Below are 13,615 nucleotides of genomic sequence, written 5' to 3' on the forward strand. Positions count from 1 at the left end.
CGGGTTCGAAACCGCGGCGTTGGAGGTAGGGGGCGAGGGCGTCGGTGAGCTCGGTCCGGGGCGTGTCGGCGAAGAACTGCGAGCTGACGAGCTCAACGGCCGGCATCGCAAGCCCATGCCCCGACGAGAAAGGAGCAGCGTGCTGACCCGCATGTCATCCATGGGATTGTTCGGAGTTGCGGTCTTAAGCTGCTTCACGGTCCAGCGCATGCAGTCCGGGTGCGTAAACCACACGTGAACCTGCGGGCCCTCGACGCCCGTCACCGCCACGTCCACTGTGCCAGTGATTCGCTCCGTACAGGCTGCTACGGTCCGCACCCTTGCGCCGCTTCCTTACACGCCTGCGCCATCCCGGACGCAGCCAACACCTCCTGCACTTCAGAGCTCATGCGCACAGTGCCCACGGCCGCTCCGTCCCTCGGGGGTCGATACGGGTAGCCTCCGCATCTCCATCCCCATCTCTGTCCTAAGGGGTGTCACCCCACATGAGGGAGTCCGGAGAGGCAACCAGCCGGGCAACGGGGGAACCAAAGCACTCACTGACGTACCTCAGCCGGACGGCCCCTAGTCGCCGGTCGTGCCGTCGAGCATCTCGCGCAGGGTGTCCAAGTGGCCGTTGGAGGGTGCGTGGGTTCCGCGGGAGTCGGATCCGATTCAGGCCGCGGCGGTGGAGGGAGCGGACTTCGAGTTCGAGAGGGAGCATGTCGGCTACCAGCGGTGGGGTGAGCTCGGCGGTGGTGAGACGAACCCACTGACTCTGGAGGTCTACCGGCACGACGAGCCGTCGGTCTCCCAGCCGATGTTCTGGTCTGTCTTTCCACGATCTTGCGATACGAGATCGTGTACGCGGAAAGCGTCCCAGCCCTCATGGATCTCCTGACACGGTGGGCATCTGCCATACAGGGCCTGGCCCTCAGCGCCTTCATGGAGGAACTCAAAGCGGCAGTCCTTCGCCCACAACTCCTCGGCGGTGAACAGCTTGGGCAACCGCGGATGTCCGACGAACGGGCCCAGATCGCACCTCCGACAACCGGGCCATCGCCTTGTCCGGGCTCTCCCGCCAGGGGCGGTCCCAGCGGTGCAAACGCGTCCCGCTCCGGCCCTTGGCATAGGTGGCACCGGCCTCCCGATGCGCCGTCCAACGGGCCACATCCTGGCGTAGACGCGCCTCAGCACGGTCAGCATCGGCACACGGCTGGCACCGGCCGGGCATGTACTGGCACGAGCACTCGCCGCACACCTCACACGGCACACAGGTGTGACTGCGCCGCTCTTCCGGCAGAGGCAGCGGTTACACGATGGTGGCAGGCTGCCGACCACAGTGCTCGCCGACGTCCACGAGGCCGGCCTCGGCGAGCTCCTGGAGGAAGGGTCCCATCGCCTCACCGTCGGGCAACCCGACCAGCGCCGGGACTTGCTCGGCAGGCTCCTCGTGGTCGGCTGCGGCCAGCAGAACGACGTGCAGCAGCCGCGCCGTCGCGCTCAAGGCGGCGTCGAGCAGCGCGTCGCAATGCGCGGTGACCCACGGGGCGGGAATGCACCCTCACGATACCCATGCCGTCAGGAGGCCGGGCAGAGATCTCCCTTGGAGCGGAGAGCCGCCGGCGCATCATCGAGGGCGCTGACCATCGCGGAGAACTTCTGGTCCCCCAGGCGGGCCTGGATGGGTCGCCAGCGTCCGCACCAGGAGGGCACGGAGACGCCGGCGGTCGGCTGTCTGCCGTATCTGCGGCAGTCGCCGGACAGTCAGCCCTGGTACCGCGTGGCCAGCGCCAACTCCAGCGTCACAGCCGCCCAGCCGAGGTCGTCACGCTCCTGGACGGAGACCGTTCGTGTACGGCTCCGTCGGCCCTCCGGACCGCGCTCAGCCAAGCGCTTTGATCTCGTCCGGGGTAAGGACCTGGTCGAAGACCTGGACATTCTTGATGCTGCCGGGAAAGAAGTCTTTGTAGGTGTCGCCGTATGTGCGTGCGAGGCCGGCACCTCCAATGATCAGCTGGTCCGTTTCCGACTCGGGCGCGGCAACGTTCACGCTGCCCGTGCCCACCTGTTTCCCGTCAATGAAGAGAGTCAGCATGCCTGTGTCGCAAACACCGACAAGGTGGGTCCAGCGATGCGGGACGGCTTTGACGGACGACAGCACACGAAACTCGTCCTTGGGCCCGGAGAAAGCCCAGCGATTGGGTTTCGCCCAGTACTGCAGGAAGAATGCGGTCAGGTCACCGGCGGACTGGCTGACGACGGTGACAAACTCCATAGCTGTATCCAGCGTGCCGAGCCTGGCCCATGCGGAGACGGTGTAGCTGTGACCCTCGCCGGTCTTGAGCACTGGCCCGGCGGTGGCCACCCGACTGCTGCGACCGTCGAACAGGGCGGCCCCGCCGCTGCCTTCGCCCCAGCCGACCGCGGTCGCGGTGCCGTCATAGCTGCCTGCAGTGTCCTTCGCGATCTTCGCTCCGCGACTCTCATCGAGCGGCCACGCGGCGACAGGTTCGGGGGTGGTGTCACGCGTCAGGTGGAGGCCGGTGGGTACGCCGGCCGCTACGAGGGTGGCGAATGCCGAGAGGACAACAGTCCGGCGTGTGCGGCCCCGCGGGGCGTCCTGCCCGATCCCCGTGGGGGCGCCCCTGCCGGGTGACCCCGGAGAAACTGCGTCTTCCGGCCGGTCAGAAAGCGGCGCCGTGTGCTGGGAGATGGTCTCCACATCTTGGGGAGTGGTAGCTGTCGGCACGGCAGATGTGCGCTGTGCGTAGGCGCTCGCCCACCGGCGGTGTAACTCGCTCAACTCGGCGGGGGTGGCCTTACACAGGCGGCCGAAACGCTCGATGGGGGCGTAGTCGGCAGGCACGGTGGTGCCGCGGCAGTACCGGTGGAGCGTGGAGGGACTCACTCCCAGCCGCTTGGCAAGAGCGCCGTAGCTGAAGGGAGTGCGGTCCTTCAGCTCTTGGAGCAGTGCCGCCAAACTGCCCACCTCGGTATCCGTCATGACCGCTCCCCCACTCAGCCGTACTCCGTCCCAGAGGATATCCACCGGTCCACATTCCTGCAGGACAGCCAGGGGAGAACGTTCTGACATCCCATCCGCCCCCAGACCTGTGGCGATGTGCGGGCCGCTCTGGCCAAGGTGAGGTGATCACCACGGCAAGACCCGCCCCATCCTGACGCTCGGAGGGGAGTTTTGGTGTACGAGGCGGTGGCTGAGCTGGTGAGTCGACCTCGAAATCGTCCGCCGCACCCCCGGCACTCGCGGCTTCTCCGTGCTCCCGCGCAGGTGGGCAGTAGAGCGCACCCTCGGCCGGCTGGTGCACCACCGCCGCCTGGCCCGCGACTACGAAGCCCTCCCGGCCCGATCCATCGGCATGATCTACGTCGCGATGATCACGCTGATGACCCGCCGCCCTCACCAGAGAATGCACACCAACATGGCGAGGCACTTGAGCCTTACACGCCCCGCCATAACGGGAAGGTGGAGCGCTACCAGCGGATCCTGGCAGAGGAACTGCTCTACGCCCGTGAGCTCTGCAGCGAGGACAGTCCCTCCTCTTCGATCGCGTCTGGAACATCCACTACAACTACACCGACCGCACTCCCGAGCCGGAGGCCGACCGCCAGCATCACGTCTGCGGGCCGGCGTCACCAACGTCCAGCCCTCCTACAACTAGGCTCTCGGAGGGGGCCTACACGCTCAGCGCCTGGCCTTCATCGAGATTCGGCGGCAGCCTTCACAAGGGAAATGCCCAGACCACAGCCTTCTGCAACACGCTTTAGCTGAGCGTGTGACCGCCGTTGATCTTGATGCGCTCGCCCGTGACAAAGCCCGCTCCCGGTGAGGCGAGGAAGGCCACGGCAGCTGCGACGTCTTCCGGTCGGCCCATACGTCCCAGTGGCACGTCGGCGGCGTAGGCGGCCAGTGACTCAGGACTGGCTCCGGCGTGCCGCTCGACCGGAACCCAGCCTGGCGCAACAGTGTTCACCGTGATCCCGTACGGGCCGAGTGCGCGGGCCCAGCACTCGGTCAGGCTGTGCTGGGCGGCCTTGGCGGCCACGTACGCCGACATCTTCGGCAGGGAGCGCTCCAGTACATCGGAGCCGATCTGAATGATCCGGCCACCACCACGCTCCTGCATGGTCGGCAACACCGCCTGCATCAGCAGTGTGGGGCTCTTGACGAAGAACGTGAGCTGGGCAAGGTGGTCATCCCAGGTCACCGCAGCCGGGTCCAGCTCGGGCTGCGGGCCGGTGGCGTTGACGACGAGGGTGGCGACGGGACCAAGGTGGGCGGTCACGTCCGCGATGAGATCCGTGACGGCAGTCTCGTCCGTCACGTCGGCGGCGAACGCCTCTGCGGTGCCGCCCGATGCGCGTATGTCCGCCACCACCCCGTGGGCCGCTTCGGCCCCCGAGCGGTGGCCAACGGCAACCGGGTGCCCGTCGGTCGCGAGACGTCGGGCGATCTCGGCGCCGAGCCCACGAGAAGCTCCGGTGACCAAGGCAGTGCCGGCGGTGGCTGCAAGTGTCATGTCGCCAACATATGTGGGCGCAGGCAGGACCAGGAGGTGTCCGGCCGATCTTGACTATGCCGCGCTCGGACCCGCCCGCACGACATGGCCGTCCAGGTCGCCTCGCTCGCACACTTCTCGGCTTGTCAGCCCGTGAGGGAGAAGCAGATCGCGTCATGGGTGTACCAGTCGATGTTCTTCGTGGCGTACTCCCATTCGCTGTACTCGAACTCCAGCTTGTCGGTGACCCCTTGCACCTCGAATCGAAGCTCTCGTCCATCCGGTCGAGCACGGCGCGATAGGCGTCGGCAGCGGGCTTGGCTTGGCCAGCGAAAACATGCCGATGCCCGGGCCGTCCACGTCTTCGGAATTGGGAATTGGGAATTGGGAATTTGGAGGATCAACGCAAAGCTGCAGCGAGCAGCGGCAGGAGAACGAGCCAGAACCCAGTCAAGCCACGACTACGACCGCGATCGTCTTGCCGCGGTCCCACCTGCGGGGCGGAGGGGTCCCACCTGCGGGGCGGAGGCAATGGGCGCGGGTGGACCGGTCCGTACGGGCCGGCCGGGCCCGGCGGGCGGGGCTGGAAGTGCCCGGCCGGCGGGTACGCCCCTCCGGGCGGCGGTGTGGGGTGCTGCGGGCCCACCGGCCTGGCCGCCATGGTGGGCGCGGCGGCGAGCGGCGGCGCCTGGGGCGGGGCCTGCGGCGCGGCCGGCCAGGGCCGCGCCTGGGCCGTCTGCGGGGCCGTTCCCCAGCGGCCGACGGGACAGCGACGGCGTCACCTCTTTTGCAAGCTGTTTCTGATCCCCTCGCCCCTTGCTCGGCAGGCGGGTCGGGGTCAGCGGGCTGGGAGAATGGCGACGAGCGCGTCGGTGGGTGGTGCGGTCTGAACCCTTCGTGGGGGCGGCACGTTGTGGCCTCGAAACAGCATCAGCCGAGAGGTTCTTCATGCCGAGTCCAGACTTTCTGCAGCTCACGGAAGATGATTCCGTCAAGTGGCATGCTTTCCGGGGAATCGATCTGGCAGCTCTCGAAAGTACTCTCAGCGTAGGCTTGCCGCGCTCCTTCCAAAACCAGCAAGGGAGATGGAATATAAGCCTTTCGGGATCTCCTGGCGAGAGCTTCAGAAGCGGCCGAGAATTCCAGTCGTTTCTCACTTATACGATGAACCCTTCGTGCCTGGCCGTGGCTGTGCGCACAACCAATGCGCGACACGAACCGCGCGAATTCCAGGATGAGTATCACTCGATATCGCCGATCGAACCGTCTCAGGTCGTGGGCGTGACCGCGCATGACGGAACAATCGATTCCCGCCTGTCCGACGTGAATCCCAACTTCGAAACGATGCACCCTCACCGGTGCCTCGATTACCTGCAGCGCAACACGGCATGGACTGCCAGGGTCTGCGGCCAGACCGTCGCTGACGAGCTCACCCAACGCCTGCAGCCCTACCGGCAGAAGACGGAGGCCGGTATCGACCTGAATTATGCCGAGACTGCGGCTGTACAGAAGGTTTTTCTCGGGGCATATGCGTCGCAACTGCGGAACATAATCGGCCGGGAGCCGACCGTGAGTGACGCCGTCAGTGACGTAATGCAACGGTCAGGGAGGGTCATACCTGTTCTGTCCTGGGACAATCAGACGCTGCAGAGTCTGCAACGGAAAAACAACCAGATCGCCGCAGCCCACTCGGTCAGCAGGGCTGCGAATACTTTCACGCCTTCATTCGGTGAAATCATGCGAGATCACAAGCTGCCTCCCATACCGGCAAACCGTGATCACATCCGGAATCTGGCCCGGAATCTGTTCCGGGGTCGGGCTTCGGGTCGCGGTGGCACCAGGTGACGGTTTCCGGCATATGGCGGAGGTCGCTTCCCGGACGGTGTGGCGCTGCCGCCGTCTGCCGTTTCCTGCTGTCCTTGGCGTGAGGTTGAGGAGCTGCTGCCGGTTCTCGGGGTCATCGTCTCCCGGGAACCGTGTCCGGGCTTTGACGGGTCCTTTCGGCGGCCGGCTGGTTCAGGCGGCGCGTGCAGGGGTGGCTGTGCGGGTGATGCGGCGGGTCATCAGGGTGATCGCAGCCCAGACACCTCAGGCTCCTAACGCGTCAAGCTGCGGCAGCAAGCGGCGTCGGGAAGGCGGTGTACTCATCGAACAACCGGCGGTTCTGGAGGCAGTGGTAGAACTGCCCAAGCATACGGTTAAAGAGGTTCCTCTGGGCGGCGGCGTGCCAATCTCCGTGGTCGTCTCGGCGGTGCCGGTAGTGGGCGTTGGCGCCGGTTGAGGCGGTGATCGCGGAGAAGGCCCAGAGGTAGCCGGCGTGATTGAGGCGGTCGTTCTTCACCCAGCGGCGAGTGATGCTCGACTTCTTTCCAGAGTCCCTGGCGATGGGCGAGGACCCGGCGTATGCCTTGTCCGCGGGCGTCGGTGAACCGTTGCCGGTCGTCTCCGATCTCGGCGAGCACCCGGGCGCCGAGCTGTATGCCGAGTCGGGGAAAGCTGAGGATGATCTCAGCGTCCGGGTGCTGAGGGAAGGCCTCCTCGACCGCCTTCGCAAGGTCCTCGGCGGCGGTGCAGGCGGCCTGCAACTGGCCAAGGAGGGCGAGCATCTGCTTGCCGAGCGCGTCCTCGACCAGCGGCGGCTGGTGAGCCCAGTCGGCGCGGAAAACCTCTCTGAGCCGGTCTGCTTCAGCGACGATGCCTCGCTGGCGGCCGACCCGCTTCAGCGCGGCCTGGAGCTGCGTGCGCGCCAGGCGCGCTGCTCGGGTCGGGGTCGGAGCCAGCTTGAGGAGTTCGTGTGCCTCCGGTCGGCACAGGCCGTTCTTCCAAGAATCGAAGGCCGCCAAAGCGGCCGGGTAGTACTCCCGCAACAGCGAGCGGAGCTTTGGAGATCTGCTGCCGGTTCCAGGTGGCGTCCTGCTGAGCACGAGCCAGGACGGCGATCGCGCGGCTGAGGTCGGAGTCGTTGGGCAGCGGCCTGTGGGCGTGCATGTCGGTGCGCAGGATGTTTGCCAGGACCAGGGCATCACCGGGGTCGGACTTCTTACGGGAGACGGAGTGCCGGTCTCGGTAGCGAGCCGCGGCCATCGGGTTGATCGCGAACACCTGCCGCTTGCCCGTCCGTAGCACCGTCACCAGCAGGCCCCGGGATGTCTCGATCGCCACTGGGATCGGATTCTCCTCGGTATCGCCGTACTCGGTGAGCAGGTCCAGCAGGATTCGGTAGCCAGCGGCGTCATCGGTGATGTGCCACTCGGCCAGTAACTGGCCACTGTCGTCGACCAGCGACGTCGTGTGTCTTCTCCACCCAGTCAATGCCACAGTAGATCAAGATATTCCTCCCCATCGTGCAGTTTCGCTGGTCACGAGCTCGTGCGGGCCACGCGCGACCCAATTCCAGGACTCGACGCGAGGTCGGTCCGCCACCTCAGAAGCCGTTCGCGGCACCAGCTCACCCCACGGGCCTCGGTCTATGCGGGGCTCAGAAGGCCCGGGTACATCAGGAGGTCACCGTGGGGCGGGCTCGCACCACGAACACCAACGAGTGATCAAGGGTTGGGTGTTGACGCGGGAAGCTCCGGACGCCGCCGCTCTCGGCCAAGGCATCAAACCGGGTGATAAGTAGGCGTGCATCCGGAGACATGCGGCAGGGGTTGCCCACCGATCTACGCTGAGACATTGCTTGCCCGCACCCAAGTAGGTGTCACAGCCCCTGGCGCTCGAACGGCTCGCCTTCAAGGCACTGCCGCTAACACCGGATTAGGACCCAAGGCTACTCAGAACCGGGGATCACAAACAGCTACTTGAGGTGGTGCCGTTGGGGTGTGCAAAGAGCGGTCCTGCCTCCCGCTCACCGCCCGCTTCGAAGAGACGAGATGCCACACCTGGTGCACAGCGACCCGCACCGCTGGCTGGCGCGCTACCAACGCAAGACCGCCCCTCCCCTCGCCGGCCGCAGGGACTTGGCACATCTACGTCCTCCAGATCACCGGACCTGCGCCCTACGCCAAGGTCGGATCGACCACCCGCCCACGCCAGTGCCTTGGAAACACACTGCAGGCCGAGGCGCACCGGGTGGGCGGTTCTGGAATCCTGCCGTGTTCTTGTGCCGAATGGGGGGGCGTTGGACGCTGAACGGGCCCCCCAGGAGTCCGGCCGCATGTCGCGGCGCATAACATCCGCATGCGAGGAATGGACACTTGGGAGGTCAACTGATGCGTACGGGCAGAGCAGTTAGTGCGGCTGCCGCGACCCTTACCGGGCTGCTCGCCGCCACCACCCTGAACCTGGCACCGGCCCAGGCCCAGGCCCAGGCCCAGGCCCACGGTGGAGTTCACCATGGGGGTGGGCATAGGTGCTCGCCGTATGTCTCAATTGACCGCTACTCAGATGCCCTGGACAAAACCACATTCCAGGGCTCGTACGTCGGCAACCTCTCCGCCCTCGCGCCCCAGGGGGATGGCCGGATCGCCGCGCTGTCCGACCGGTCCAAGCTGTTCAGTCTCGACGCCAGGACTCATCGCCCGCAGCGGGTCATTCCGCTCACCGACGAGGAGGGCACAGAGACCGACTCCGAGGGCCTGGTCGTCGACCACGACGGCAGTTACTTCGTCACATCGGAAATCGAGCCGTCCGTACGCCACTACGACCACGACGGCCGGCTGCTGGACCGACTGCCTGTGCCGGACGAGCTGCGGGTGGCTCCGGCCGGCCGCGGACAGAAGAACCAGACCTTCGAAGGGCTGACCCTGTCCCCTGACGGCCGCACGCTCACCGCATCCATGGAGGGCCCGCTCGTTGAGGAGCCCGAAGACAGCCGAGGAAGGCAGGTTGTCCGGTTCCAGACCTGGCAACGCCACGGCGACAAGTTCGAACTGGGACGGCAACACCGCTACCCCCTCGACAAAGACCTCCTCGTCTCCGAGGTCCGTGCGCTCAGGGACGGGCGGTTCCTTGTCCTGGAGAGGGGTTTCGAACCGGGCATCGGTAACACGATCCGCCTCTACCTGGCCGATCCCCGTAAAGCCGACGCAGCCGCGCCCATGAACAAGAAGCTCCTCGCCGACCTCGGCAACTGTCCTTCCCTGGGCGCGCAGCTGCCGCAGCCCTCGAGCCACCCGCTGCTCGACAATATCGAAGGTATGACGGTCATCGGCCGAACACCGGACCGACGACTGCGACTGCTATTGGTCAGCGATGACAACGAGAGCTCTAAGCAGGTCACGCGCCTGTACGAGTGCGCTGTACGTGTCCCGGCCTGACAACGGAACATTCCGCAACGGATGGCGGGGTCGGGGCGTGTCCGCGGGCACACGCCCCGCCGGGCGGATGCGGGCGTTGACGCTTTCGATCGCGCGGCGCGCGCTGCTGAAGGGACCGCCCCCGCTGCGATGCGGCCGGTAAGTGAGCTGGTTGGTACCTAAGAGGTCGTCTTCTCTCGGTGTTTTACCCAGATTCCGTGGTTGGTGAGGCTTTGCGGGGTTGCGCCAGGAGATGGTGTTCTCTCCGGTGATGCGGCGGGCCATGAGGCCGGTCATGGCCAGGTGGATCATGGCTTCGGAGCGGGCGGGGAGGGATTCGTAGTCGCGGGCCAGATGGCGGTGGAGCATGAGCCAGCCGTAGGTCCGCTCGACCGTCCAGCGTTTCGGGATCGGGGTGAAGTCCCTGGTGCCGGGGGTGCGTTGGGCGATTTCCAGGTCGATGCCGAGGGTGGCGGCGTGTTCGACGAAGTGCTGGCGGTAGCCGCCGTCGACCCAGACCTTGCGAATGCCGGGGTGGTCGGCGGCGACCTGGCCGAGCAGGTGGGTGCCGGCCACGGAGTCCTGGACACTGGCCGCGGTGACCAGCACGGCCAGGAGCAGATTGAGCGTGTCAGTGACGATGCTGCGCTTCCTCCCCCACAATCTTCTTGGCCGCGTCCGTGCCCTGACTCGCCGCGGGGACGCCGGCGGAGGTCTTCACGCTCTGCGCGTCGACCACGCAGGCGGACGGGCTCGCGTCCCGGCCGTCCCTCTGTCGCACCAACTCCCTGAGCAGGCCGTTGAGCTGGCCGAAAACACCGTTCTTCTGCCACTCGGCGAAGTAGCCGTAGACGGTTTACCGGGGCGGGAAGTCGTGCGGCAGGTTGCGCCACTGCACCCCCGTGCGGTCCACATACAGGATCGCGTTCGTGATCTCGCGCAGTTCATGCCCGGGCGGACGCCCGATGTCCAGGGCATGTTGGCGCCGCTCGGCCCGCCAGGCCGTCAGACTGGCTCGATCAACTCCCAGCGGGCATCGGACAGATCACTCGGATACGCACGACGTACCTCCATGACCTGGACGAACTGCCGACAGCAGAGTGCGCCCAGGCGCGCGTCTTCCCTCGCGGAAGCACGGAACGGAGACCGGCGTCCCGGGATGAGACAGGCGCAAGCCACTTCCAGCCCCAGTCGCCACCCCGCCCGCCCATCGGGGACCACCGCCACCGACAACCCCGCCAGAACCACACCATCCCACTGCAGATACCAATGAAAAGCACCGCACTACAGAAGAAGACGACCTCTAAGGACGTGTCTGTTTAATTCGGTCGTCCGGTCAGCAGACTACCCAGTCCGGCGCCCACACGTCGTGCGGGGTTCGCGGGCCTGCGGTGCGCAGATGGTCGCGTAGCGCGGTCAGCACGGGGTGCTGGTCTCCGCTGCGGAAGAGCAGCACGTGCGGGTAGACCGGGGTCGGGTCTTGCAACGGGATGCGCCGTAGGTCGTGGGTCTGGGGCCACAGGTACCGGTCTCCGCTGCCGACGAGGGTGGCCAGCGAGGCCGAGTCGGCCAGCGCGTCCATCAGGGCCTCGTCACCGAAGTTGGGGCCGAGCGCGTCGATGCTCAAGCCGAACGCCTCGGACAGCGCCTGGTAGAACGCCGCCCATTCCGTGCCCGGCCTGATCCCGGGGATCCAGACGCGGTGGCCGGCCAGGTCCGCAGGACTGACCCAGGGCGTGCCGGCCAGCGGATGGCCGGGCCCGACCAGGAGCTCCAGGGGCGCGTCCAGGAGTCGTTCGGTGCTGATCCCGGCCGGGACCTGGTCTGCCGGCAGGGCGCGGAAGGACGCGTCGACGGTCCCTTCGAGCACCGCTTGGGCGGCCTGGGCGGCGTTCTCCGTGCTCAGCGTGACCACGTCCAGGTCCGTCTCGGGGTGGGAGCGGTAGAACCGGTAGACGGCCTGGGCAGGAGCGATGCGCCGATTGAGGACGTCGACGCGCATGGGCCGGCTGCCGGGGCGCACAGCCTGCTCGGCCTGCTCGATGGCCGCCAGGACCTTCTTGGCGTGCGGCACGAGGACCTGCCCGTCCATGCTCAGCCGGGAGCCTCGGGAGGTCCGCACCAGGAGCGTGACCTCGATGTGCCTCTCCAGGGCCGCGATCCGCTTGGAGACCGCCTGCTGGCTGATCCCCAGCTCGTCGGCCGCAGCCTGGAACTGGCCGGTCTCGGCGACGGCCAGGAACGTCCGCAGCGCTTCAGCATCCACGCTTTCACCCTACTTCCACAACCATTGGTTGTGTCTGGTGTGGTGCAGGGTTGTTTGATCGAGTGTTCTGCGCGGTGGTGGGATCAGCGCATGTCTACCCGCACAGAGCAGGTCATGTATGTCCAGACGCCTGAGTTCGCGCATCATGCGGAGCGGATCGTGGAGGTGACCGATGCGACGTCTCGACTGAACGTGCTTCCGTTCAGCGACAGCGAAGGCCGTGCGAAACTACTTTCTGTTGTGTTCGGTGGCCCGCTGCCGGAGTCGGTGATGATCTACCCGCCGTTCTTTACCGAGTATGGGCTGGACACGACGTTCGGGGAGAACGTCTTCGTCAACCAGGGATGCACCTTCATGGACAAGGGAGGCATCCGTATCGGCAACGGCGTCATGATCGCTCCGAAGGTCAGCCTCATCACCGGAGGCCATCCACTGCCCCTGGCCGAGCGCCGCGAGTACCTCTCCTTCGCCCCGATCACCATCGAAGACGACGTCTGGATCGGGACGGCTGCCGTGATCACGCAAGGGGTGACCATCGGTGCCGGTGCGGTGGTCGCTGCAGGCGCGGTGGTCACTCGTGATGTCCCTGCCGGCACCGTGGTCGCGGGAGTGCCCGCCCGGGTGATCAAGAAAATCGACTGAGCCCGGCCGCGCTGCAGGGCCGGGTGCACAGTACCTTTACGGTCTGATCCTGATGCCTCGTCATGCCCGGCTGACCGACCGGCAGTGGGACCGCATCCGACCTCTGCTGCTCTCCGGTACCGGTCGTCGTGGCAGGCCGTGGGCCGATCACCGCCGCATGGTGGAGGCGATCGTCTACCGGTACCAGAGCGGTATTCCTTGGCGAGACCTCCAGCTAGGTTCGGATCCTGGAAGACCGTGGGGTCCCGCCACCGCCGCTGGGCCGCCGACGGGACCTGGGACCGCGTGCTCGGCGTCCTGCTCGCCCGCGCGGACGACGATGGGCTGATCGACTGGCGGGTGGCGGGTGGCGGGTGGCGGGTGGCGGTGGACTCCACCATCACCCGGGCCCACCAGCACGCCACCAACACCCGCCGCTCCGAGAAGTGCCGGGCCGCAGCCCGAGGGCAGGGCCTCGACGCCCACCGAGAGCCCGCCGGGCACGCGATCGGCCGTTCCCGCGGCGGGCTGACCACGAAGATCCACCACGCCGTGGACGGTCAGGGCCGACCGCTGGCCGTCGTTGTGACGCCCGGGCAGGCGCACGACGGCCAGCCCTTGCCGTTGCTGCTGGGCGACCTGCGAGCCCCCAGGACCGGAGCAGGCCGCCCGCGCACGACCCCGACCATGCTGCTCGGGGACAATGCCTACTCCTCCCACGCGATCCGAGCGGCGCTCAAGGCCCGCGGGATCACTGCGGTCATCCCTGAACGGCGTGACCAGCAGGAGCACCGTCGCCGCCGTGTTCAGTCGGCGGGCGTCCGTCAAAGTTCGATCCGGTGGCCTACAAGAACCGCAACGTGGTCGAGCGGTCCTTCGCCTAGCTCAAGCAGTGGTGGGGCCTGGCCCTGAGGTTCGACAAGCTCGCGATCGTCTACCGCTCGGCCGCGGTCCTCGCCACAGTGCTGATCTGGGCTCGCATTTAACGGACA

The 13,615-nt window shown here is 66.7% G+C and carries 8 protein-coding genes and 5 pseudogenes; 6 read left to right on the forward strand and 7 right to left on the reverse strand.

The window, feature by feature from the left end; translation table 11 throughout:
- Positions 1-1,291 precede the first annotated feature (1,291 nt).
- The 3 genes from ACQEU8_RS00655 to ACQEU8_RS00665 all read right to left on the reverse strand — a co-directional run bounded on the left by ACQEU8_RS00655 (position 1,292) and on the right by ACQEU8_RS00665 (position 2,986).
- Entirely contained in the window at positions 1,292-1,486 is a 195-nt protein-coding gene (locus ACQEU8_RS00655; protein ID WP_433095706.1) for a hypothetical protein, read from the reverse strand.
- 260 nt (positions 1,487-1,746) lie between these two features.
- Positions 1,747-1,872 carry a hypothetical protein gene (locus ACQEU8_RS00660; protein WP_433095707.1) on the reverse strand — a complete coding sequence of 42 codons (126 nt, stop codon included), beginning with the start codon at positions 1,870-1,872 and terminating at the stop codon, positions 1,747-1,749.
- The gene (locus tag ACQEU8_RS00665) at positions 1,865-2,986 is read right to left on the reverse strand and encodes a LamG-like jellyroll fold domain-containing protein (protein WP_433095708.1); all 1,122 of its coding nucleotides are present in this window, start codon (positions 2,984-2,986) and stop codon (positions 1,865-1,867) included. The genes ACQEU8_RS00660 and ACQEU8_RS00665 overlap by 8 nt, the downstream gene beginning before the upstream one ends.
- Positions 2,987-3,209: 223 nt before the next feature.
- Here ACQEU8_RS00665 and ACQEU8_RS00670 point away from each other — a divergent pair.
- Together ACQEU8_RS00670 and ACQEU8_RS00675 are read left to right on the forward strand one after the other, a co-directional pair.
- Positions 3,210-3,438 (forward strand): annotated as a pseudogene (locus tag ACQEU8_RS00670) (IS5 family transposase); the annotation flags it as partial.
- Positions 3,428-3,662 (forward strand): annotated as a pseudogene (locus ACQEU8_RS00675) (integrase core domain-containing protein); the annotation flags it as partial. The pseudogenes ACQEU8_RS00670 and ACQEU8_RS00675, both read left to right, overlap by 11 nt.
- Positions 3,663-3,764: 102 nt before the next feature.
- On the opposite strand, the gene ACQEU8_RS00680 reads toward ACQEU8_RS00675, so the two are convergent.
- Complete coding sequence (locus ACQEU8_RS00680; protein ID WP_433095709.1) at positions 3,765-4,520, reverse strand: SDR family oxidoreductase; 756 nt, start codon at positions 4,518-4,520, stop codon at positions 3,765-3,767.
- 927 nt (positions 4,521-5,447) lie between these two features.
- On the opposite strand from ACQEU8_RS00680, the gene ACQEU8_RS00685 reads away from it, so the two are divergent.
- Positions 5,448-6,344 carry a hypothetical protein gene (locus ACQEU8_RS00685; RefSeq protein ID WP_433095710.1) on the forward strand — a complete coding sequence of 299 codons (897 nt, stop codon included), beginning with the start codon at positions 5,448-5,450 and terminating at the stop codon, positions 6,342-6,344.
- Between the two features lie 259 nt (positions 6,345-6,603).
- On the opposite strand, the pseudogene ACQEU8_RS00690 reads toward ACQEU8_RS00685, so the two are convergent.
- Positions 6,604-7,842, reverse strand: a pseudogene (locus tag ACQEU8_RS00690) (IS110 family transposase).
- Positions 7,843-8,710: 868 nt separating this feature from the next.
- On the opposite strand from ACQEU8_RS00690, the gene ACQEU8_RS00695 reads away from it, so the two are divergent.
- Positions 8,711-9,757, forward strand: coding sequence for an esterase-like activity of phytase family protein (locus tag ACQEU8_RS00695; protein WP_433095711.1), 1,047 nt, complete (start codon positions 8,711-8,713; stop codon positions 9,755-9,757).
- A 222-nt stretch (positions 9,758-9,979) separates the two neighbouring features.
- On the opposite strand, the pseudogene ACQEU8_RS00700 reads toward ACQEU8_RS00695, so the two are convergent.
- A pseudogene (locus ACQEU8_RS00700) lies at positions 9,980-10,810 on the reverse strand (IS5 family transposase); the annotation flags it as partial.
- Positions 10,811-11,072: 262 nt separating this feature from the next.
- Positions 11,073-12,002, reverse strand: a complete 930-nt coding sequence (locus tag ACQEU8_RS00705; protein ID WP_433095712.1) for a LysR family transcriptional regulator — start codon at positions 12,000-12,002, stop codon at positions 11,073-11,075.
- A 114-nt stretch (positions 12,003-12,116) separates the two neighbouring features.
- Between ACQEU8_RS00705 and ACQEU8_RS00710 the strand changes: the two genes are divergently transcribed.
- Together ACQEU8_RS00710 and ACQEU8_RS00715 are read left to right on the forward strand one after the other, a co-directional pair.
- The gene (locus ACQEU8_RS00710) at positions 12,117-12,644 is read left to right on the forward strand and encodes a DapH/DapD/GlmU-related protein (protein WP_433095713.1); all 528 of its coding nucleotides are present in this window, start codon (positions 12,117-12,119) and stop codon (positions 12,642-12,644) included.
- Between the two features lie 52 nt (positions 12,645-12,696).
- Positions 12,697-13,609: pseudogene (locus ACQEU8_RS00715) on the forward strand (IS5 family transposase).
- The last annotated feature ends 6 nt before the right edge of the window (positions 13,610-13,615 follow it).

The organism is Streptomyces sp. CA-250714 (assembly GCF_050936705.1).
In the GTDB taxonomy this organism is placed as follows: domain Bacteria; phylum Actinomycetota; class Actinomycetes; order Streptomycetales; family Streptomycetaceae; genus Streptomyces.

Bases quoted from the DNA above. Each gene is read 5' to 3' on its own strand.
- ACQEU8_RS00665 (WP_433095708.1), bottom strand. From the start codon at position 2,986: ATGACGGATACCGAGGTGGGCAGTTTGGCGGCACTGCTCCAAGAGCTG.
- ACQEU8_RS00695 (WP_433095711.1), top strand. From the start codon at position 8,711: ATGCGTACGGGCAGAGCAGTTAGTGCGGCTGCCGCGACCCTTACCGGG.
- ACQEU8_RS00685 (WP_433095710.1), top strand. From the start codon at position 5,448: ATGCCGAGTCCAGACTTTCTGCAGCTCACGGAAGATGATTCCGTCAAG.
- ACQEU8_RS00680 (WP_433095709.1), bottom strand. From the start codon at position 4,520: ATGACACTTGCAGCCACCGCCGGCACTGCCTTGGTCACCGGAGCTTCT.
- ACQEU8_RS00710 (WP_433095713.1), top strand. From the start codon at position 12,117: ATGTATGTCCAGACGCCTGAGTTCGCGCATCATGCGGAGCGGATCGTG.